The 21,823-nt window shown below is 62.2% G+C and carries 17 protein-coding genes and 1 pseudogene; 10 read left to right on the forward strand and 8 right to left on the reverse strand.

The features are described from left to right. Positions 1 to 12: 12 nt before the first annotated feature. The gene (locus AC0L28_RS11955) at positions 13 to 645 is read right to left on the reverse strand and encodes a LysE family translocator (RefSeq protein WP_473477538.1); all 633 of its coding nucleotides are present in this window, start codon (positions 643 to 645) and stop codon (positions 13 to 15) included. 221 nt (positions 646 to 866) lie between these two features. Between AC0L28_RS11955 and pdxR the strand changes: the two genes are divergently transcribed. Next, positions 867 to 2,324 carry a MocR-like pyridoxine biosynthesis transcription factor PdxR gene (gene pdxR / locus AC0L28_RS11960; protein WP_473477540.1) on the forward strand — a complete coding sequence of 486 codons (1,458 nt, stop codon included), beginning with the start codon at positions 867 to 869 and terminating at the stop codon, positions 2,322 to 2,324. A gap of 180 nt (positions 2,325 to 2,504) precedes the next feature. Here pdxR and AC0L28_RS11965 read toward each other — a convergent pair whose 3' ends face one another. Continuing rightward, positions 2,505 to 2,981: a hypothetical protein gene (locus AC0L28_RS11965; protein WP_287238682.1), complete on the reverse strand. Its 477-nt coding sequence runs from the start codon at positions 2,979 to 2,981 to the stop codon at positions 2,505 to 2,507. Beyond that, positions 2,947 to 5,424: an acetate/propionate family kinase gene (locus tag AC0L28_RS11970; protein WP_473477542.1), complete on the reverse strand. Its 2,478-nt coding sequence runs from the start codon at positions 5,422 to 5,424 to the stop codon at positions 2,947 to 2,949. Before AC0L28_RS11970 ends, AC0L28_RS11965 begins: the two co-directional genes overlap by 35 nt. A gap of 261 nt (positions 5,425 to 5,685) precedes the next feature. Between AC0L28_RS11970 and AC0L28_RS11975 the strand changes: the two genes are divergently transcribed. After that, on the forward strand, positions 5,686 to 7,680 hold the full coding sequence (locus AC0L28_RS11975; RefSeq protein ID WP_473477544.1) for a protein-L-isoaspartate(D-aspartate) O-methyltransferase: 1,995 nt from the start codon (positions 5,686 to 5,688) through the stop codon (positions 7,678 to 7,680). Between the two features lie 226 nt (positions 7,681 to 7,906). Then, positions 7,907 to 8,113 carry a hypothetical protein gene (locus AC0L28_RS11980; RefSeq protein ID WP_473477546.1) on the forward strand — a complete coding sequence of 69 codons (207 nt, stop codon included), beginning with the start codon at positions 7,907 to 7,909 and terminating at the stop codon, positions 8,111 to 8,113. 20 nt (positions 8,114 to 8,133) lie between these two features. Here AC0L28_RS11980 and AC0L28_RS11985 read toward each other — a convergent pair whose 3' ends face one another. From AC0L28_RS11985 to AC0L28_RS12000, 4 genes are all read right to left on the reverse strand, one after another. Then, positions 8,134 to 8,724 carry a DUF1772 domain-containing protein gene (locus tag AC0L28_RS11985; RefSeq protein WP_287062108.1) on the reverse strand — a complete coding sequence of 197 codons (591 nt, stop codon included), beginning with the start codon at positions 8,722 to 8,724 and terminating at the stop codon, positions 8,134 to 8,136. A 548-nt stretch (positions 8,725 to 9,272) separates the two neighbouring features. Then, positions 9,273 to 10,895 (reverse strand): SpoVR family protein, encoded by a 1,623-nt coding sequence (locus tag AC0L28_RS11990; protein ID WP_473477548.1) that lies wholly within the window; start codon positions 10,893 to 10,895, stop codon positions 9,273 to 9,275. A 9-nt stretch (positions 10,896 to 10,904) separates the two neighbouring features. Continuing rightward, the gene (locus AC0L28_RS11995) at positions 10,905 to 12,215 is read right to left on the reverse strand and encodes a YeaH/YhbH family protein (RefSeq protein WP_023797795.1); all 1,311 of its coding nucleotides are present in this window, start codon (positions 12,213 to 12,215) and stop codon (positions 10,905 to 10,907) included. Positions 12,216 to 12,234: 19 nt separating this feature from the next. Continuing rightward, a complete protein-coding gene (locus AC0L28_RS12000; RefSeq protein WP_473477550.1) occupies positions 12,235 to 14,184 on the reverse strand; it encodes a PrkA family serine protein kinase in 1,950 nt (649 codons plus the stop codon). 451 nt (positions 14,185 to 14,635) lie between these two features. On the opposite strand from AC0L28_RS12000, the gene AC0L28_RS12005 reads away from it, so the two are divergent. Continuing rightward, on the forward strand, positions 14,636 to 14,815 hold the full coding sequence (locus tag AC0L28_RS12005; protein ID WP_023797793.1) for a hypothetical protein: 180 nt from the start codon (positions 14,636 to 14,638) through the stop codon (positions 14,813 to 14,815). Positions 14,816 to 14,850: 35 nt separating this feature from the next. Here the strand turns inward: AC0L28_RS12005 and AC0L28_RS12010 are convergent, their stop codons facing one another. Continuing rightward, the gene (locus tag AC0L28_RS12010; protein WP_473477553.1) at positions 14,851 to 15,288 is read right to left on the reverse strand and encodes a DUF2267 domain-containing protein; all 438 of its coding nucleotides are present in this window, start codon (positions 15,286 to 15,288) and stop codon (positions 14,851 to 14,853) included. Between the two features lie 164 nt (positions 15,289 to 15,452). On the opposite strand from AC0L28_RS12010, the gene AC0L28_RS12015 reads away from it, so the two are divergent. The 6 genes and pseudogenes from AC0L28_RS12015 to AC0L28_RS12040 all read left to right on the forward strand — a co-directional run bounded on the left by AC0L28_RS12015 (position 15,453) and on the right by AC0L28_RS12040 (position 21,797). Beyond that, positions 15,453 to 15,923 carry a nucleoside deaminase gene (locus AC0L28_RS12015; RefSeq protein WP_023797791.1) on the forward strand — a complete coding sequence of 157 codons (471 nt, stop codon included), beginning with the start codon at positions 15,453 to 15,455 and terminating at the stop codon, positions 15,921 to 15,923. Between the two features lie 283 nt (positions 15,924 to 16,206). Beyond that, on the forward strand, positions 16,207 to 17,196 hold the full coding sequence (gene coxB / locus AC0L28_RS12020; RefSeq protein ID WP_473477556.1) for a cytochrome c oxidase subunit II: 990 nt from the start codon (positions 16,207 to 16,209) through the stop codon (positions 17,194 to 17,196). After that, positions 17,193 to 19,707: pseudogene (gene ctaD, locus AC0L28_RS12025) on the forward strand (cytochrome c oxidase subunit I). The gene coxB and the pseudogene ctaD overlap by 4 nt, the downstream one beginning before the upstream one ends. Before the next feature lie 7 nt (positions 19,708 to 19,714). Next, a complete protein-coding gene (locus AC0L28_RS12030) occupies positions 19,715 to 20,095 on the forward strand; it encodes a hypothetical protein (RefSeq protein WP_027151385.1) in 381 nt (126 codons plus the stop codon). After that, the gene (locus tag AC0L28_RS12035) at positions 20,092 to 20,715 is read left to right on the forward strand and encodes a cytochrome c oxidase assembly protein (RefSeq protein WP_473477558.1); all 624 of its coding nucleotides are present in this window, start codon (positions 20,092 to 20,094) and stop codon (positions 20,713 to 20,715) included. Before AC0L28_RS12030 ends, AC0L28_RS12035 begins: the two co-directional genes overlap by 4 nt. After that, the gene (locus AC0L28_RS12040) at positions 20,715 to 21,797 is read left to right on the forward strand and encodes a c-type cytochrome (RefSeq protein ID WP_473477559.1); all 1,083 of its coding nucleotides are present in this window, start codon (positions 20,715 to 20,717) and stop codon (positions 21,795 to 21,797) included. Before AC0L28_RS12035 ends, AC0L28_RS12040 begins: the two co-directional genes overlap by 1 nt. The last annotated feature ends 26 nt before the right edge of the window (positions 21,798 to 21,823 follow it).

Genomic DNA, 21,823 nt, shown 5'->3' on the forward strand with positions numbered 1-21,823 from the left:
GAAGGAACCTTTTCAGATGCGGGTCAGGAGAAGCTTTAGCCCGGCAAATCCGAAGAATACCGCCAGCGTGCCTTCGATCCAGCGCCGCGCCCGCCGATACAGGGCGACCATGGGAGCGGTCGAAAAGACGATCGCGTAGCCGCAGAAGATGGTGACGCTCAGCACCGCGCAGCCCGCGAGGATCACCAGAACCGTATGCGACGACGACCCGGGCCCGAGTCCCAGCGTCATCAGCACGATCCATGCCAGGATCGATTTCGGATTGGTGAGATGCATCAGCAGTCCGCGCTGGTAGAGAGTGGCCGCCGTCGCCTTCCGTTCGTCGGTCGGGCGAAGCTGATCCTTGTGTGAAGAAAGCGCAGCCTTGCCCGCTTTGAAGGCGAGATAGAGAAGATACAGGCCTCCAACCAGCTGCAGGACCACGAGTGCCTGCGCGTATCGGCTGAGGATCGCCGAGACACCTGTCGCTGCCATCAGGCCCCAAAAGATCGAGCCACTGACGACGCCGGACGCGATTGCCAGTGCGGCCCCGCGGCCGTCGTTCATGGCGACGGCCATGATGCGCATATTGCTCGGCCCGGGACTGCCGGCAGCGATGACGTAGGCGGTAAAGACGATGATGAATTGGTGGAACTCGGCCAGCATTTTACTTCCCAGGAGGTGCAATCTGGCGTCATCAATACAAGCACAACTGGCCCTGACCTAGAACCAGTTTTGAATAAAAAGCGCTGGTCAAGTTGGCCTCATGCCTTTGCCTGGCTGATTTTCCCGGTAATGTCTGGATCAACGAAACGTCTTCATTTGGGTAATCGCGAATGGTCCAGTCCAGCAAGCAGAATTCGTCGTCGGGAAGTTCGTCGTCGGGATTGGGCGCGCGCGGGATCTATGAGAACCTGCGGGAACAGATCGTGGCGGAGGTCTACGGCCGCGGAGACGTGCTTCCGTCGGCTCGTGCACTGGCGGTCGAGCTTGGCGTCTCGCGAACGACTGTGACGTCCGCTTACGAACAGCTCGCCGCCGAGGGGTTCGTGGTCATTCGACATGGCGCGCGGCCACGGGTGGCCATCAAGGTCGCGCACAGCGAGCCGGGAGACCTCGTTGATACAGCCGCAGAGCCACACAGCCTCTCCGCTTTCGCAGAAAGGCTTCGATCCCGAGCCATCCCGATGCGGGTTGCGTCGGAGAAGCTCGTCGCCGACTTCCGCTACGGCGACATGTCGGCCTCTGACTTCCCGACCCTTGCCTGGCGAAAGGCCATGAACGATGCTGCGCTGGGACGGCCGCTCAAGCTGTCCTATGGCGACCCCTGTGGCTTGATCCGCCTGCGTGCCGCCCTGCAGGGCTATCTATGGCGAGCGCGCAGCATCCGGTGCGAGGTGAGCGAGATCGTCGTCGTCAACGGCTCTCAGCAGGGACTGGATCTCTGCGCCCGCCTGCTTCTCGATGAGGGCGACGGCTTCGCCATCGAAGAGCCCTGCTACCCGATGGCACGGAGCGTCTTCGAGATGACAGGAGCCATCGCCGCCCCGGTGGAGGTCGACGCCGAAGGCATCAGGGCGGACCTGTTGGCGGATGTTGACGCGCGGCTGGCTTATGTCACGCCTTCACATCAGTTTCCCCTGGGAAGCGTAATGTCGATGGGGCGACGCCAGCAACTGCTAGGATGGGCGAAAGAGAAGAGGGCCTACATCGTCGAGGACGACTACGACAGCGAATATCGTTTCGACATGAACCCGATACCGCCGCTTCGCGCGCTGGGAGGCGCGTCGAACGTCATCTATATCGGTACGGTCTCGAAGACACTGTCGCCGTTGCTGCGGATCGGCTACGTAGTCGTTCCGCGTGAGTTGCAGGAGGTTTTTGCCCATGCCAAGCGGCTGACGGACAGGCATGCCCCCAGCCTCGAACAGGAGGCGCTTGCGACCCTGATGGAAACCGGCGCCTACGAAAGCCACGTGCGCAAAACCCGGCGTCAAAATGCCCGCCGACGTGCAGCGCTCCTCGACGCTCTGCAGGCGGAATTCCGCGATTTCGTTCGGGTCGAAGGCGCAGAGGCCGGTCTGCACGTCGTCGTCTGGTTTCACGACACGCCGCCCTCCATGGCGGCATCGCTCATCGATAAAGCCGCCGCGCTCGGAGTTGGCATCTATTCGATATCGCCGCATTACTTCGACCAGACATTGGATTTCGACCAGACATTGGATCGCAGCTGCCTCGGCCTGGTGATGGGATACGCAAGTCTGACCGAGGGCCAGATCCACAGAGGGCTAAAGCTCCTTCGACGTGCTTACGAGGAGGCAACAGGCTGCGGCGATGTATCGTAGGTGCTTTACGGCCTGCCTGAGGGAACAGGCGCGCGCGACGCCGAAGGCAGCCTCGGCACCGCGCGGGTGGTGATCTGCCGCTAGAGCACTTTGCGTTTTGGTGGACCAAAACCGCGCTCTAACTCCTTGTTTTACGCATTTTGTCGGACGCCAAACCAAGATTGTTGGCTGCAAAATGCTCTAGAACCACCGCCGTTCAGGCTCGGAGCTCTTTGCAATCACAATTCCCAAGAGAACGCCGAGCACGCCGCCAAGCATCATCGCCGTAGAGATCGTGCCTGGGTTCTGCTGGACGGTTTCGGTCACGGTGTGTGCCTGGCTACGCAATTGCCGGGCTGCGCGCGAGGCCCGTTCGGCGGCGCTCTCGTACCAGCCCTGTGCCTCCTCGGCACGGTCGGAAAGGGTCCGATTTATTTTGGCGATTTCGCGACGAAGCTCGGCGATCTGTTTCTTCATCGCTTCCTGCGCGTCGTTTGCCGCCTTTGAGGTGCCTGCCATATTGGTGGTCTCCGCCATTGGATTTCTCCCTTTGGTAATCATATCCCCCATGGTCATCAGATAGGGGAAACGGTCGCGGACGCGCAGGGTTCCTTGCCCCGAAAACGCGCCGCTGACTGCGTTATCAAGCATCCCCTCGCACCCGCGCGTGGCGGGCAATGATGCTCTCCTCGTCGGTCGCGACGACGCGTATTTCGACCTTGCTGTCAGGTCGGCTTATGATCCCGGCATGGGCGGCATTGGATGGCTCGTCGATCGCCACGCCAAGCCAATCAAGCCTTTCGCATATTGCCTTGCGGACCGGCGCCGAGCGCTCGCCGATGCCGGCGGTGAACACCAGGCATTCGAGGCCGCCCAGCGTGTTGGCGAGCGCGGCAGCTTCCCGTGCCGCCCTGAAGGCAAAAAGCTCTACCGCTTCGCGGGCGTGGGGGTCGTCGCTCGCTTCCAGCGTGCGCATGTCGCCCGAGATGCCGGATATTCCAAGCAGCCCGGATTGCTCATAGAGCATATGCTGCAGAGCCTCTCCGGCGATGCCTCGTTCCAGGACGAGGTACAAAAGCACGCCCGGATCGATGGCGCCGCAACGCGTGCCCATGACCAGCCCGTCGAGCGCGGAAAAGCCCATCGTCGTGTCGAAGCTTCTCCCGTCGCGCATGGCGCACAGGCTCGCCCCGTTGCCGAGATGGGCGACGATCGTCCGCTTCGCTGCAAGCGCCGGCGATATCGCCTTGAGCCGCCCGGCGATGTACTCGTAGGAAAGACCATGAAACCCGTAGCGGCGGATTCCGTCCGCATCGTATTTGCGCGGCAGCGCGAAGCGGCTGACGATCGGATCGATCGCCTGATGGAAGGCGGTGTCGAAGCAGCCGACCTGCGGCAGATCCGGCCGCAGCGCCGCAAGTGTGCGGATCGGCGCGAGACTGCGGGGCTGGTGCAGCGGCGCAAGCGGCGTCAGCCTGTCCAGGGCCTCGATCACGACCGGCGTCAGGCGGACGGGTTCGACGAACTCGCGCCCGCCATGCACGATGCGGTGACCGGCGCAGACCAGTTTCCTGCCGCCAAGTTCGCTCTCGATCCAGCGGAGCAAATCGCCGATGCCCGTATCGCGTGCGTCTCCGGCAAGCCGCCGATCACATTGCGCTGTTCCGTCGGCCGCTTTCGCGCTGAGCCTCGGCGCATCGCCCTGGCAGAGATGCTCGCTGAGCACTTCCATGACGCGGCCGTCCCGGGAGAGTTTTACGTCATAGGGCTCTATCCGCTGCATCCAGACCCGGTCGGTAACCTCGAATACCTCGTCAAGCCGGTTGGAGGATGTCTCGTCCGGCCCCATCAGCCGGAAATTCCCGGCCTGCGCATTCAGGCTCATGACGTCGCGAAGATAGCCCCCGAGAACCCGCGTCGCCTCGGCCTTGGCGCCACCCGGACGCGGCACATCGAGCGCCAGGTTTTTCCAATCGGGAAGCACGAGGTCGCGCTTCAGCAGTCCGCCGTTGGCATAGGGGGTTGCGCCCATGCGCTTGGATCCGGTTGGCGCAAGCGCCGCCAGCTCTGGAAGAAGATGCCCGCTGTCGTCGAACAGCTTTGCCGGTTCGTAGCTCCGCATCCAGTCTTCGAGGATCTTGCGGTGTCCCGCATTGCTGCGGGCGTTCGACACCGGCACTTGATGCGAGCGCCAGAAATCCTCGACCTTCTCGCCATCGACCTCCTTCGGGCCGGTCCACCCCTTCGGGCTGCGCAGCACGATCATCGGCCACAGCGGACGCTCTCCTTGCCAGAACGGCGTACGGGCGCGCTCCTGGATCGAGCGGATTCTGTCGAGCACGGTGTCCAGCTTGGTGGCCATCAACCGATGCATGCGAGCCGGCTCGTGACCTTCGACGAAAAAAGGTTCGTAGCCATAGCCGGCGAACAGGGCGCGCAATTCCACGTCATCCATGCGGGCAAGGATCGTCGGGTTGGCGATCTTGTAGCCGTTGAGATGCAGGATCGGCAGGACAGCGCCGTCGGATGCCGGGTTGAGGAACTTGTTGGAGTGCCATGCCGCCGCGAGCGGACCGGTTTCCGCTTCGCCGTCGCCGACGACGCAGGCGACCACCAGATCGGGATTGTCGAAGGCCGCGCCGAAAGCATGGACCAGCGCATATCCCAGTTCTCCGCCTTCATGGATCGAGCCGGGCGTTTCCGGAGCAGCGTGGCTCGGCACTCCTCCGGGGAAGGAGAATTGCCGAAAAAGTTTCCTCAGGCCGTCTTCGCCCTGGCCGATTTCGGGATAGATTTCGCTGTAGCTGCCCTCGAGCCAGGTGTTTGCGACCATCGCCGGGCCGCCATGACCTGGGCCGCAGATAAACAGAACGTCGAGACCGCGTTGACGGATGACGCGGTTCAGGTGGACGTAGATGAAGTTGAGGCCAGGCGTCGTGCCCCAATGGCCAAGCAGCCGCGGCTTGACGTGTTCGGCTTTCAGCGGCTCGCGCAGCAGCGGATTGTCCATCAGATAGATCTGGCCAACCGAAATGTAGTTCGCGGCCCGCCAATAGCGGTCCATGAGATCGACCTGATAACGGCCGGTTGTGGTCGCAGCTTTCTGAGCCTCGTCGTTCATCGAAAATTCTCCAGAATGCGTTCGCCCGTCGATATCTGGAGTGACATCGCTCTGGAGAAAGGATTTTCACGGAAATAAGTTCGGCTGGAGCCGCCATTTGTGCCCGCCAATCGCTCTTTTGCAGGAACCTGAAAGCTCGCCAATGGTTAAGGAGACTAGCCGCCGGCCATGAGTTGCCGAGGCCGAGCGCATACCCGATGAGCCGCTCGGGCACGATTAGGGGACAATCGGGGGCTGTCTGCTCGCAAGAGGAGCAAAAAGATGCTCGATCTTTCCCACGCACGCAACCGAATGGTCGAAGTCCATCTCAGCCGCCGTGGCATCCATGACCGCGAAGTGCTGGAAGCGATGCGCGAGGTTCCGCGCGAGGCTTTCGTCGCTCCCGGCTTTGAAGAATTCGCCTACGAGGACGGGCCGTTGCCGATCGCCGAGGGTCAGACGATATCGCAGCCCTACATCGTCGCCTTGATGATCGAGATGGCGGAAATCGGAACGGGCGACCATGTCCTCGAGGTTGGCACCGGTTCGGGCTATGCGGCTGCCGTGATGAGCCGGATCGTCGAACGCGTCTACACGATCGAGCGCCACGCCGGGTTGGCCGAAACGGCGAGACAGCGGTTCCAAGAGCTTGGCTACGACAATATCGAAGTCCGCACCGGCGATGGCACCAAAGGCTGGCCCGACGCAGCGCCCTTCGACGCCATTCTGGTCGCCGCCGGCGGACCCGGTGCGCCGCTCGCGCTTCAGGAACAGCTCGACGTCGGTGGCAGGCTCGTCATCCCGGTCGGCGACGATCCGCATGATCAGCGCCTTCTCAAGGTCACCCGAACCGGCGCTGCAACTTACAGCGAGGAGGATTTCGGCGGCGTGCGGTTTGTCCCGCTCATTGGCGAGCAGGGCTGGCCCGAGAACGGCAACCGTATCGCGAATGATCGCCCGTCCGGACGCGCACGCACGCGCAGCCTGCCGGAGATGATCGCGGCGGCGGCCGAACCGCTGCCGGATTTCGACGATCCGGCGTTCGGCGAATTGTTCGATCGGTTTGGCGACCGGCGCGTCGTCCTGCTCGGTGAAGCGAGCCACGGCACGTCGGAGTTCTACCGGGCTCGCGCCGCGATCACCCGCAGGCTCATCGAGAAGCACGGCTTCACCATTGTCGCTGTCGAGGCCGACTGGCCTGATGCAGCGGCGATCGACCGCTACGTCCGCCATCGGCCGCCACGCGCCAACGCCGATCCGCCGTTCCAGCGCTTTCCCACCTGGATGTGGCGCAACACCGACGTTGCGGCGTTCGTCGACTGGATGCGACATCACAACGAGCGCATCAGGCTATCGTCCCGGCTAGCCGGGTTCTATGGCCTCGACATCTACAATATGAGCGGATCGATCGCCGCGGTTCTACAATATCTCGATCGGGTCGATCCGCAGGCAGCAAAGATCGCGCGTGAACGCTATGGCTGCCTGACGCCTTGGCAGCATGAACCATCCACCTACGGCCGTGTCGCGCTCACTTCGGGTTACAAGAAATGCGAGCAGGCCGTACTTGAACAAAGCCGCGAGCTCCTTGCCAGGCAGCTCGACTATGGCCAGCAGGACGGCGTCGATTTCATGGATGCCACCCAGAATGCCCGGCTGATCGCTTCCGCGGAACGCTATTACCGGATCATGTATTATGGCGGCGCGCAGTCCTGGAATTTACGCGACACCCATATGTTCGAGACGCTCGAGCATCTGCTGGAAGCTCGCGGGCCGAACGCCAAGGCGGTCGTGTGGGCGCATAACTCCCATATCGGCGATGCCCGCTACACCGAAATGGGGATTGTCAGGGACGAAGTGAACATCGGCCAGCTCTGCCGTCAGCGCTTCGGCGACGAGGCAGCCTTGATCGGGCTCAGCACGCATTCCGGGACAGTCGCCGCGGCCTCCGACTGGGACAGCGAGATGGAGATCAAGCGGGTGCGGCCTTCTCACAACGACAGCTACGAGCGGCTTTGCCATGATAGCGGCGTCTCGCGTTTCCTGCTCGATATCAAGCGCGACGATACGTTGCGCGAGCGGCTTCTGGAGCGTCGGCTGGAGCGCTTCATCGGCGTGATCTATCGGCCGGAAACCGAACTGCGCAGCCATTACGCGGATGCCTCTCTTGCCCAGCAGTTTGACGCGTTCGTCTGGTTTGACGAAACCGTCGCGGTGACGCCGCTTGGGCCGGAGCATGTCGGAACCGGCGTTCCCGACACCTATCCGTTCGGGCTCTAATGCATGTCGCGCAAAAGCATGCCCTCGGGCCTGACCCGAGGTCGTGCAGCGGTTTTGCGATAACGACATGCATAAAACAACAATCTAAAGCGCGTCGCGTGGGGCCGGCCAAATGCGACGCGCTTTAGCCGCCTCGCGGACAAGGCCCCATCAAGGTGAGTTTCGGCGGAACATTCATCGCGCCCTGCTGTTTCTAGAACAGGACCCTTTTCGAAGGAGTTGTGCCATGAGCGGAACCAAACATCCAAAGTGGAAAAAGCCGAGCGATGCCGATCTGAGGAACAATCCCGGCATCGGCACCTCCAAGGGCACGATCAAGGAAGGCGACGAACTCTTGCTCGAAGGCGAAAACACCATCGAGGGCGATGTCGAGAACGACACGAACGCCCTTGGCGGGATCAATCCAAGGCAAAGGATGCGGACGAACAAGTAGCGTCGCGCGCATCCCACGCGCTATTCACTCCCAGCATAAAATGTCGCGGCGACAGCAATCGAGATCAGGCTCAGCATCGCCAGGCCTGCCCTGGCGACGTGCGAGGCTTCCCAAACATCGCGCAAGTCTTTCCAGTCGCCGCTTTGCTTCCGGCGGAGCATTGAAAAAAACGTCGCGGCTGGTTTCGACACTGCGACGTCCTGCACCCAGAAATTGTTGACGGGATGTGTTACCAGCCAATAGGTCGCATGTTCCGCCACCAGGAAGACAAGGGCCGCCAAAGTCCACCAGAATCGACCGCCTGGATAGGGCGTGAGGTAAAGCAGGATGGCGAGTGCAATGATGCCGCCGATCTCGGCAAACCCGCCGATCGTGAAGCCGGGATAGTAGATCTCCTGCACAGATTTGTAGGTGGCCTCCTTGAGGCGCAACTTGCCGGGCAACTCCAACGCGTGTGCGAGCGACAGCGCCATTGCGATTGCGACCAGAAGAAGGGTGACAATCATGAACGCGCGCATGCTGTTCCTCCCTGAACCGTCTTGGCAATACGCGGCGTACATAGCGTGCTCGCCGACACGGTAAAGGCGACGAAGGTGGAGCCGCCGCTCCATTATTCAACGCCGCCGGCATTGAGCCCCACCGCCAAGCCATGGAACCATCGTTCGGCGCGATGGTTGTCACCCTGGATGATCCTCCTCCGAGGAAACGGAAGGAGACACATGCCGCTGTGAACGACCCACGTCTAGGCCGGGGTCGACAGCGAGAACGAGCTATTCATTGGCGCCGGAGCTGTTGAGTGGAAACACATTGGCGCCGAGGAGATGTGAAGCAAGCTTCGGGGAGTCTCCGATGACCGATCCTGATCCAGACCCGAACAATCCCGTGCCGATACCGGATAATCCCAATCCTGAGCCGGCCCGGCCGCCTGCTCCGCCGGAGACTCCGCCTGGTGAGCCTCCGGGCGTTCCTCCGCCTTCGCCTGATCCCGTTCCCAGCCCCGAAAGGCAGCCCGTCGAAATTCCTCCCGATATACCACCGGAGATCCCCACGGAACCGACCTTCCCGGGTCCGACGGCCAGGGCATTGGACCCGGAGCATTGGACCCAGGAGTAAAAACCCGGCGGTAGAACGACGCCGTCGCCGGCCATTCCGGTTTTGGTCATTCCCCGATTTGGCTGGTCGAACGTTCGTTGAGCGTCGCGCCGGTTTGCGCATCGATCGCCGCCAGGCTGACCTCATAGCCCCACAGGGTCCGGATATGGCGCAGCGTCGCGTCGCGACCGGCCTCATCCAGCATGATGCCGTTCTTCACCTTGTGCTCCAGTCGCAACTGCCGGTCGCCGAGCAGATCGACATCCACAACCTGGATATCCGGCCGGCTCGCGCCGATGTCGTAGCTCTGGGCGAGCCCGGCGCGTATCTTTTCGTAGCCACGCTCATTGTGTATCGACGCGACTTCGTAATGCGGCTCGCTGGCGGCGTCGGCGAGGACAAAGAACCGCCATTTCCGCATCAGGGCGGGGCTCAGATACTGGCGGATGAAAGATTCGTCGCGATGGTTCGCCCACGCGTCGAGCAGGGTTTCGCGCCAATTGCCGTTGCCGGCGATATCGGGGAACCAGTCACGATCCTCGGCGGTCGGCTCGGTCGCTATGCGCTGGATGTCCTGCATCATGTCGAGGCCCAACGCATAAGGATTGATACCGGAAAACCGCGGGTCGTCGAAGCCTGGCTGAAAGATCACGTTCGAATGGTTGCGCAGGATTTCCAGCATCGCGCCTTCGCTGATCAGGCCACGATCGAACAGCATGTTCATCAGCGTGTAGTGCACGAAGGTGGCGCAGCCTTCGTTCATCACCTGTGTTTGCCGCTGCGGATAAAAGTATTGCGCGACGACGCGGACGATCCTGACGATTTCACGCTGCCAGGGCTCCAGGACCAAGCTGTTTTTTTCCAGGAAGTAAAGCAGGTTCTCCTCGGGCAGCTTGAGCGTTTTCTTTCGCTCCGCGATGTTGGAATCCTTTGCCCCAACATTGTCTCCGCCCTTCGAAGGCGGCAGCGTGCGCCACAGATCGTTGTAAGAGCGCTCTTCGTACTCCAGGCGCTCACGAACGCCTACACGCTGCCGCTCCGACGACAGCTTCGGCGGCCGGCGATATCTGAAGACCCCCTGTTCCATCAGCGCGTGGGCCGCATCGAGGATCGCCTCCACCGCGGCAACGCCGTGCCGCTCCTCGCAACGGGCAATGTAACCCTTGGCAAAGTCCAGATAGCTCAGGATCGCGCTGGCGTCCGTCCATTGCCGGAACAGATGATTGTTCTTGAAAAAATGATTATGGCCAAGCGCTGCATGAGCTGTCACCAGGGCCTGCAGGGCCATGGTGTTTTCCTCCATCAGGTAGACGATGCAAGGATTGGAATTGATCACCAGCTCATAGGCGAGCCCCCGCCCGCCTTTGCGATAGAGCAATTCCTGGTAGAGGAAATGCTTGCCGAAGGACCAGTGGCGATACATCAGCGGCATGCCGACCGAGGAATAGGCGTCGAGCATCTGCTGGGACGAGATGATCTCCATCTGCACCGGATAGATGTCGAGGTGAAGCTCTTCGATCGCGATCGCCTCGATCGCGTCGTAGGCGCGCGACAGTGTCTTGAAATCCCAGTCGGACCCCGAAAAGAGCAAACCTGATCTGCTGGTTTGGCCTGGTTTGCTGGTTGGGCCTGATTTGCTGGTTTGGCCCGACTTGCTGGTCTGGCCCGACGTGCTGGTCTGGTTCGCCATCGGCTCCCCTCAAGCGCTTTTCTGCAGGACCGGCTGCCTGGCAAAGAGCTGGCGAAAGACCGGATAGATGTCGGCTGCGTTGGCGATACGGCTCATCTGGAAATTCGGCCATCGCTGGTTGACAACGCTGTAGGCGCGCCAGAGCGAGGTCCCATTGTCGGTGGTGCCGAAAATATGGCTCTCACGTTCGTCGATGATCTCGACATAGGCGAAATACTGGCACAGGCGCATGACCTGGCCGTCCATCAGGCCGATGCAGCGCTCGGAATCGGTGACGAAATTGTCGCCGTCCGACGCCTGGGCGGCATAGATGTTCCACTCGTTGCTGGGATAGCGTTGCGCGATGATGCGGTGCATTTCCTCGAGTGCCGTGGAAACAACCGTGCCGCCGCTTTGCGTATTGTAGAAGAAGGTTTCCTCGTCCACCTCCTGCGCCTCGTGCGTATGGCGGATGAAGACGATTTCGGTGCGGTCGTAGCGCCGTTTCAGGAACAGGTGCAGCAGCACGAAGAAACGCTTGGCCAGATCCTTCTCGCGTTCGCCCATCGAGCCGGATACGTCCATGAGACAGAACATGACCGCATTGGCATTCGGCACGGGCTGGGCGTCGAAACGGTTGAAGCGGATGTCGACGGGATCGACATAGGCGATCCGCTTGCGGCGGCGCTCAAGTCGCTCAAGCTCCTCCCGCAACGCTGCAATGCGCTGGCGTGCCGGCGCCGCGCTCTGCGGCTCGGCCTCCAGGATTGCGAGTTGCTCCGCAATCGCATCGAGTTCCTCCTGCTTGGGGCGCCTTAGCGCAATCCGGCGACCATGGCTGTTTCGCATCGTGCGCCCGACATTGATGTTGGTCGGCGAACCGGTCGCAGCGAACCCGGCGCGGCGCGGTTTGAAGGATAGTATCTCCTTGAGGTTGAGCTTGACCATGTCGGGAAGTTCGAGATCCTCGAAAAAGAGGTCGAGCACCTCCTCGCGCGAGAGCACGAAACGAAAATCGTCCTCCGAGACCGTTTTGCCGGGAGACGAGCCGCCGCCGCCCTGGCCGGGCTTGGGAACCCGGTCGCCAGGGGCGAAATGCTTGTTGCCCGGCAGGATGTGCTGTCGCCTGCCGCTGTCCTTGGCATCGCTGAAGCTCGGCTCTGCTGTGCCCCTCGCCGGCATCGAGACGGTGTGCTCGCTGTCGACATCGGCGATCTTGCCGGTACGGATCCGATCCCGGATGCTTCGCTTCAGCTCTTCGCGCGCACGCTTCAGGAAGCGCTGGCGGTTGCCGAGGCTCTTGTCCTTTGGGTTCAGTCGGCGATCGACAAAGATCGGCATGGAACCATCCCGGCCGGACTCAGCCCGCCTTGTTCACCCGCATGTACCAGTCCACCAGCCGGCGGACCTGGCGTTCGGTGTAACCGCGTCCGACCATCCGATGCACGAACTCGGTATGCCGCTTCTCCGTTACGCTGTCCTGCTTGGAGCCGAAGCTGATCACCGGGAGCAGATCCTCGACCTGCCCGAACATCCGCTTCTCGATGACTTCGCGCAGCTTTTCATAGCTCGTCCACGACGGGTTGCGGCCATGGTTCCTCGCCCTTGCGCGCAACGTGAACTTCACGACCTCGTTGCGGAAGTCCTTGGGGTTGGCAATGCCGGCCGGCTTTTCGACTTGCGACAGTTCGTTGTCCAGCACCTCGCGATTGAGGATCTGGCCGGTATCGGGGTCTTTGTAGTCCTGGTCCTCGATCCAGGCATCGGCATAGGCGATGTAGCGGTCGAACAGGTTTTGGCCGTATTCGCTGTAGGACTCCAGATAGGCCTTCTGAATTTCATGGCCGATGAACTCGGCATAGCGCGTGGCCAGTTCCGACTTTATGAAGTCGAGATAGGCGGCTTCCGTTTCCTTGGGGAACTGCTCGCGCTTGATCGCCTCCTCCAGAATGTACATCAGGTGCACGGGATCGGCGGCCACTTCCTTGGTGTCGTAGTTGAAGGTCTGCGACAGGATCTTGAAGGCAAAGCGCGTGCTGACGCCGGTCATGCCTTCATCGACCCCGGCGGCATCGCGGTATTCCTGAACCGACTTCGCCTTGGGATCTATGTCCTTGAGGTTCTCGCCGTCATACACGCGCATCTTGGTGTAGAGCGGCGAATTGTCATGCTCGGCCAGACGGGTCGAGACGGTGAACCGGCTGAGAATGTCGAGAACCTCCGGTGCACAGGAACTGGAGGCCAATTCGCTTTCGCGCAGCAGCTTTTCGTAGATCTGCCTTTCTTCGGTGACCCGCAGGCAATACGGCACCTTGACCACCAGGATACGATCGAGGAATGCCTCGTTGTTCTTGTTGTTCTTGAACTGCAGCCATTCCGATTCGTTGGAGTGGGCTACGACGATGCCCTGATACGGGAAAGATCCGAAGTTTTCCGTACCGTTGTAGCTGCCTTCCTGGGTAGCGGTCAGCAACGGATGCAGGACCTTGATCGGCGCTTTGAACATCTCGACGAACTCGAGCAGCCCCTGCGTGGTCCGGTTCAGGCCGCCGCTGTAGGAATAGGCGTCCGGATCTGATTGGCTGAAATGCTCGAGCTGTCTTATGTCGACCTTGCCGACCAGGGCCGAAACGTCCTGGTTGTTCTCATCGCCTGGCTCGGTCTTGGAGATGCCGATCTGGCGTAGCCGCGAAGGCATCAGCTTGACGACGCTGAACTTGGAGATGTCGCCGGACAGTTCGTCGAGGCGCTTGGCCGCCCATGGCGAAATAAGACCGTTCAGCCGGCGCCGCGCGATGCCGTATTTGTCCTCCAAAAGGTCGCCCATGCGGTCAGGATTGAAAAGCCCGAGCGGCGATTCGAAAACCGGACTGATCTGGCCGCCGATCTTCAGCGTATAGATCGGACGCTCCTCCATCAGCTTCTTCAGCCGTTCGGCGAGCGAGGACTTGCCGCCGCCGACAGGGCCAAGCAGATAGAGAATCTGCTTGCGCTCCTCGAGCCCCTGAGAGGCATAGCGGAAATAGCCGGCTATGCGCTCGATCGTGTCCTCCATGCCATAGAACTCGGCGAAGGTGGGATAGACCTTGATTGTCCTGTTCGAGAAAATGCGGCCGAGCCGCTCATCCATGCTGGTGTCGATCAGGGTGGGCTCGCCGATCGCCTCGACCATCCGCTCGGGCGCCGAAGCATACATCGATTTATCCTCGCGGCAGGCAAGGAGATATTGCTGGATGCTTATCTCCTCCTGCGCCGCATTGGTGTAAATCTCCGAAAACAGATCGAAGACGTCGGAGTGGTTCTCGCGCATGGTATTCCTCGCCCCGGCCGGTCTGGTTGCTGTCGCCTCTTCACTCAACTGTCGGAAAGCCTTTGTGGTTCCCTATTACACGTAGTGCGTCCGCGACCGGATGTTAGGGGTCCAGACAGATATCGTGAACGCCTGGAAGTCAGCCAGCGAATGGCTCGCACAATGGAACGTTTCCGAGGGAAGTCCATTCTTCCACCAGCGCTTGCCGAGCGCAACAGCCCGCTGGGTACAAGTTGCCTTTCTGAGGGAATAAACCGCCCAGCAGTTGCCCGCGTTCAGCAGTTGCCCGCGTTCAGCAGTTGCCCGCGTTCAGCAGTTGCCCGCGTTCAGCAGTTGAATGGCGAATCACTGGCCATTCGGCGAAGAGAGTTGCACTGCGGTGTCCAACCCTGCACCGGGAGCAACGGTTTCGCTCCTGCTCGGTAACGAAACGAGGGAAAGGAGATGTTCCATGTTCGAGAACAGCATGTGGTTGATCGTCGTTGCTGGCGGCCCGCTACTGCTGGCAATCGTGCTCGCCTACGCACTCCTTACGTGGCGACGCCGTGGGCCTGCAGAGCGCAGAGAAAGCGATCGGGCCACCGAGCGACTGTATCGCGAGGAAAACGATCGCCCGGGCGGAGGCAGTTGAGAACCGCATCGGCAGGCCCGACTTTGGTCTTGCTGCTAGACTCCAACACTTTCGGGCCAAAGCGCCCGGATCTGCTTCGGCAACGCGTCCCGCACCTTGGCCGACTGGCCGAGGTCGACATGCTTGGCGAGTACCTTGAACACGGATCTCGTCGCATCCTCGGGATTCACCGGTCGAGTGGATTTCATCTCCTCGGCCACCCGCTGCAAAAAATCCTCCAACGAACGGCTGCTCGTCGGCAGATCACGCGGCCGATACCGATCATAGTAGGCTCCGCGCACAAGAAGCGGCAGTTCAGCCCCCAAATTGGCAGCCAGTTCGATCTGCAGCCAATCCCGCAAGGTGCGTAGAACGGCTCCCAGCATATGCCAGGCCACGCGCCTGTCGGGCCCGTGATCGGCCATGATCTCGTCCAGCCAGATGTTTGTCGTCTGCAGGGTTTTGTCAAAAACTTCCAAGCCGGTTGCGCTCATCGTCGCCTCCTCTGGGCAATCCAACACCCGCCCAAATCACCCGCCCAAAATACCCGCCATGACGCGCAAACGGCGATCGAGCGCAATTGTTTCGTCACTCGTTGAAAATTGTCCAAGAGCTCTTTACGCGTACAGTTACGAACGGGCACCCCAAGGAGGCGGCCATGAAGAGCGATACCGAATATCTACGTCTCGCCGTGGAGATCGCCACCGAGAGCCGGGCGAGTGGCAATCATCCTTTTGGGGCGCTCCTGGTCGGGCCGGAAGGCGACGTGCTGCTTTCGTCGGGCAACACCTACGCCCGGGATCGCGGCGTTGGCCACGCAGAGGCAAACGTGGCCCGCGCGGCCGCGCAGCAATACGACCCGACTTTTCTCGAGCGATGCACTCTGGTGACCTCGGTCGAGCCGTGCTGCATGTGCGCCGGGGCCTGTTACTGGGCTGGCATCGGCACCGTGGTCTACGGACTCAGCGAAAGGCGGCTGGCCGAGCTGACCGGAGACAATTCGGAGAATCTGACCCTCGATCTGAGTTGTCACCAAGTGTTCGCCGCCGGACGGCGCCATGTAGCAATCCGTGGCCCATTCCCTGAACTCGAAGAAGAGATCGTAACCGACCACAAGGATTTCTGGTGACCGAACCAAAAAGGACTGCTGTGAAGAATCCGTAGCCTCTGCGGCGCCACGAGCTCCGGCCACTTCCGGCCCAAAGGTTTGACACGCGAGGCCCGCGTGTTGTCGCAGAAAGCCATCGACGCGTTCCTCGCAAATCCGGTGCGCATCTCAATACTCGCGCGCAAAACCGCCGACACGCAAAACCGCCCACTGACTCGACCGACACGTTCATTCAACCAGTTGGAAAGCTCAGTTGCCCGGAACCTTCCGCCCCTCTCGCCGGTTTACCGCGGAGGGGTTGCAAATGGGTCGATATTTCAGCCTGTCAGCTGCGTCATTGTTGCTCGCGAGCGGCTCTGCCGGCGCCCAGTCGAGCACTCAGTCAGCACTTGAGCCCGCGGGAGCGGAAGCGCAGCAGATAGAAATGCTGTTTTGGGTCATGCTAAGTGGCGGCGCCGTCATCTGGCTGGGCGTGGTCGGCCTGCTTCTTCATGCAGCCCTCGTCAATCGCCGCAGGCTGGCCGAAAAGTCTGCCAGCAGCATCATCCTTTGGGGCGGCGTAGTCTTCCCCTCGGTCACGCTTTGTGCGTTGCTCGCCTATGCGCTGTGGCTGATGCCTGGCCTTCGGCCCTTCGCCCAGGCGAGCCCCGCCGCCCTGCGGATCGAAGTCACCGGCAGGCAGTTCTGGTGGGAAGTTGTCTATCACCCTCCTCTGGGACCGCCGGTCGCGTCTGCCAACGAGATCAGGCTGCCGGTCGGCGAGCGGGTCGAATTGACCCTGAAAAGCGCCGATGTGATCCATTCCTTCTGGATCCCACCGCTCGGCGGCAAGATGGACATGATCCCCGGCCGCACCAACAGGCTTTCGATCATGGCCACCAAAGCTGGTCTATTCCGCGGCCCGTGCGCGGAATATTGCGGCACGTCTCACGCGCTGATGGCGCTCTCGGCCGTCGCCATGGCGCCCGAAGCCTTCCGGTCCTGGCTTGCCGCCCAGGCAATTCCCGCGGAAGGGGCCGGCGCAAGCGGCGGCGCGCTGTTCCTGCGCCATGGCTGCGGGTCCTGCCATGTCGTCGCGGGCACCGATGCGCGCGGCCTGATCGGCCCGGATCTTTCGCATATCGGTTCTCGCGCCACCGTCGCAGCCGGAATCCTGCCCAACACCGAAGACGCCGTCACCCGCTTCATCGCCCGGCCCGACCTGATCAAGCCTGGTTCCGGGATGCCGGCCTTCGACATGTTGCCGCCGGGCGACATTCGCGCCATAGCCGCCTGGCTGAGGGGCCTGCGATGAGCGCTGCTGTCAAGGAGCGTTCGCCGGAAGAATACAAGGCGCAGGAACAGCGGCTGCGCGCCGTCTGGGCCAATCCAACCGGCTGGCGCTACTGGACCTCGGTGAACAATTACCAGATCGGCCTCTGGTACGGCTCGGCGGCCTTCGCCTTCATGCTGTTTGCCGGCGTGCTCGCGCTCCTGGTGCGGCTGCAGCTCGCCGTGCCCGACAACGACTTCCTCTCGGCCGACTTATTCAACCAGGCTTTCACCCTGCACGGCACGGTGATGATGTTCCTGTTCGCGGTGCCGATCTTCGAGGCGGTCGCGATCTTCCTGCTGCCGCCGATGCTGGGCGCCCGCGAAATGCCGTTTCCGCGCCTCGGAGCCTTCAGTTTTTGGAGCTTTTTGCTCGGCGGTATCTTCGTCTGCGGCTCGATCTTCTTCAATGCGGCGCCGTCGGCAGGCTGGTTCATGTATCCGCCGCTCGCCACCGACAAGGAGTTCTCCGGCATTGGCGCCGACATCTGGCTGCTCGGCCTTTCCTTCATCGAAGTCGCCTCGATCGCGGCCGCCGTCGAGCTCATCGTCGGCATCATGAAATGCCGCGCGCCGGGCATGCGCATCAACCTGATGCCGCTCTTCGCCTGGTACCTGCTGATCGTTGCCGGAATGATCCTGTTCGCCTTCCCGCCGCTGATCGCCGGCGACCTCCTGTTCGAGATGGAACGGATGTTCGATTGGCCGTTCTTCGACGCAGCGCGCGGCGGCGACCCGCTGCTGTGGCAGCATCTGTTCTGGATATTCGGCCATCCGGAAGTCTACATCATCTTCCTGCCGGCGATCGCGCTGATGGCCATGATCGTGCCGACTTTTTCCCAGCGTCCGATCGTCGGTTACTCCTGGATCGTGCTCGCGGCAGTGGGGACAGGGTTCCTTTCCTTCGGCCTGTGGGTGCACCATATGTTTGCCACAGGCCTGCCGCAGATCTCGCTGGCCTTCTTCTCGGCGGCCTCCGAGGCGGTGGCGATCCCGACGGGCGTGCAGATCTTCGTCTTCATCGCCACCATGCTGGCCGGCCGGGTGATCTTCTCGACCCCGATGCTGTTCGGCACCGGAGGGCTGGCCATCTTCGTCATTGGTGGCCTGACGGGCGTCATGGTGGCGCTCGCACCCTTCGACTGGCAGGCCCACGACACGTATTTTGTCGTTGCGCATCTCCATTATGTGCTGATCGGCGGCATGCTTTTCCCGGTCGTGGCCGGGCTCTATTACTATTACCCGCTGATCGACGCGAAGAAGCTCTCAGACCGGTTGGGGCGGCTCGCCTTCTGGCTGATGTTCTGCGGCTTCAACATCGCCTTTTTCCCCATGCATCTGAGCGGCTTGCGCGGCATGCCCCGCCGCGTCTTCACCTATCCAGCCGAAATCGGCTGGGACTGGCTGAACCTGATCTCGACGGCCGGAGCCTTCATTTTCGCCGCGGGCGTGCTGGTGGTCGTCTTCGACGTGCTCAGGCCGAAGCACCGGCAGCCGCGCGGCGAATTCAACCCGTGGAATGCCGGCACGCTGGAATGGGTTTCCGAGCCGGAGGAGAACTGGGGCGTCCGCTCGATACCCATCGTGCGCAGCCGCTACCCCTTGTGGGACCAGAAGGACCTTGCCCGCAAGGTCAACGAAGGCCGCTATTATCTGCCCGACGCGGAAGAGGGATGGCGCGAGGGACTGGTCACCACCGTGCTCGACGCCGAACCCGTCCAGGTGCTGCGCGTCGGCGGCACCTCGCATGTCACCATCGTCTCGGCTCTTTCGCTCGGAGGCGCCTTCATCGCGCTTACCTTCCACTGGTGGATCGCGACGGCGCTGGCCGCAATCATCTGCTTTTGCGCCATCATCTATTGGCTCTGGACGGGCACTGGCGAAATCCCCGAGAAGCCGGAAAAGGATGTCGGCCTGGGCCTCAGCCTGCCGCTTTATGCCTCCGGCTCCGATTCGGTCGGCTGGTGGGCGATGTTCATCACCATGGTGGGCGACGGCACCGCCTTCGCCAGCCTCGTCTTCGGCTATTTCTTCTACTGGACGATCCATTCCGACTTCACTGCGGGGATTGCCGGACCCGATGCGGTCTGGTCGCTGGTCGCTGCCAGCCTGTTCGCTACGGCGTGGGGCCTGATGGCGGCGGCACGCATGGTCAACAGGCGCGGCGCTACGGCCACGATGCGCGGCTTGCTGGTGATGTCCCTGCTGACGACCGTTGCCGCGTCCGCCGCAGGCCTGGCCGCACCGCTGTCTCCAGGCATGGACCCGACGCGCCACGTCTATCCTGCAATCGTGTGGATCCTGGTGATCTGGGTGCTCGCCCATGCGGCGCTCGGCACGGTCATGCAGGCCTATTGCCTGGCCCGCTCGCTGGCCGGGACTGACACCGAAGCATGACCTGGATCTAGGCAATGTGGTGCTCTACTGGCATTTCCTGCTGATTGCCGCCGTCATCACCTTCGCCACAATCGGCCTCTTTCCGGCAGCGATGTGAGGCGGCGATGCGGCTCGTCCCGAAACAGATCGAGACACTGTGGACGCTGTTCACCGCGCCGGTGGTGTGGGCTGCGCATTTCCTTGTTTGCTATATCGGCGCGGCGATCTATTGCGCCAAGCCCGAGCTTGTCGGGCTGAGTTTCAGCGCTGTGCGCGCCGGCATCGCCGCCGCCACCGTGATCGCCCTGTCGCTGATCGCGCTGTCAGCATGGCTCGCCTGGCGGCAATGGGGCTTCGGCACAGACGATCCGCCGCATGACGATCCGACGAGACGCGACCGGACTCTGTTCCAGGGCTTTGCGACGCTGCTGCTCTCGGGTCTCAGCTTCATCGCCGTGATCTTCACCGCGATGCCCGCATTGTTCCTGACGGAGTGTATCCGGTGAGACGCGCCTGCCTCATCCTCGGCATCCTTGTCCTCTTCCTGGTCTGGCTCGGGCCGCTGCTCGATGGCTGGCGGGATTCGTTTTCGGCGCACATGCTGGCGCATATGGGAGTGGTGGCGATCGCAGCGCCGCTAATGGCGATTGGGATCCCGCTCAGCCCGACACCAGGTGCAAGCCGGGCGTTCACCCTCGCGCTACCCGCCTCCCTCGTCGAACTCATGATCGTCTGGTCCTGGCACGCACCGGCCTTGCGGGCTCTGGCGCAAAGCTCGCTGTTTGTCACCGCTGTCGAGCAGGCCACGTTCCTCGCCGCCGGGCTGTTCCTGTGGCTGGCCTGCCTGCCGCGCCGCGGCTCGGACACCACAGGCTATGCCGCCGGCGCCTTTGCCCTGCTTGTGACGTCCATACACATGACCTTGCTCGGCGCGCTGCTGGCGCTGACCCCGCGGCCGCTTTATGGGACCGGCGAGACAAGCTGCTTCGGCATCGCGCTTTCCGCCCAGCAGGATCAGGAACTTGGCAGCGTCATCATGCTTCTGGTCGGCGCCGCGGTCTACCTGGCCGGCGGCGTGACGCTTTTCGCGCGCATCCTCGCCACACCACCGCGGAAGACGGTCTGATGCATATCAGCTGGAAGAAGCTCGCCATAGCGCTTGCCATTCTGCCCTTCGTCGTGGTGCTGGCGGCCTGGATCGGCTTTTTCAATGTCGGTGCCTCGAGCGGCCACTGGAAGATCACGGAATGGTTCCTCCATTTCGCCATGCGATCGGCTGTGCGCACCTATGCCCTGGCGGTCGACGTTCCAGAGGCTCTGCCGCGCCATGCGATTCAGCCGGCCGCCGGGCATTTCGCACGCGGCTGCGCCATCTGTCACGGCGCGCCGGGCGAGCCGCGATCTCCTGTCGTCATGAGAATGCTGCCGCAGCCGCCTGACCTTGCCGGGGCCGTCGGCGAATGGTCGGACGCGGAGCTTTTTCGTATCGTCAAGCACGGCGTGCGTTTCACCGGCATGCCGGCCTGGCCGACGCAGGAACGCGACGACGAGGTCTGGGCGATGGTCGCCTTGCTGCGCGAACTGCCGTCGATGGACGAAGCCAGCTATCGTGATCTCGCCTATGGCGAAAGGCCTGCGCCTCCTGCAGACGCTGCCGGAACCCTGCCGCAAGCGCTGGCGGATTGCGCCCGCTGCCACGGCGAGGACGGTTTTGGACGCGGTCCTGCGATACCCGTTCTGGCCGGGCAGAGCGAGGCGTATCTGCTTGAAAGCCTGCGTGCCTATGCCGAGGAAGGCCGGGCAAGCGGGTTGATGAGCCTGCCCGCCATTGCGGCAGGGCCTCAACTCTGGCCGGACCTGGCCAAGCATTTCGCTGCCCTGCCGGCGATGCACCCCGGCGGCGGCGATCCAGCACTTGTCCGGCGCGGCAAGGAAATTGCCGAGAGCGGCGTCAGGCAGGCCAATGTGCCCGCCTGTCTCGGCTGTCACGGAAGACAGGACCGCAGCCCGCTCTATCCCTCGATCGCCGGCCAGCCGGCGCCCTACATCGAGACGCAGCTTGGGTTGTTCAGGGCGGGAAAGCGTGGCGGAACGCGCTTCGGCCATCTCATGGCAAATGCCGCGAAGGGTCTGACGGACGACGACGTCCGCGCGCTTGCGGCCTACTTCTCCCGATCGGCCGCTGCGTCGGCAACCGCAACGCGATAAGCGCGTTTGCGTCCTTTCGACGTTTT

The organism is Mesorhizobium sp. WSM4847 (assembly GCF_055811335.1).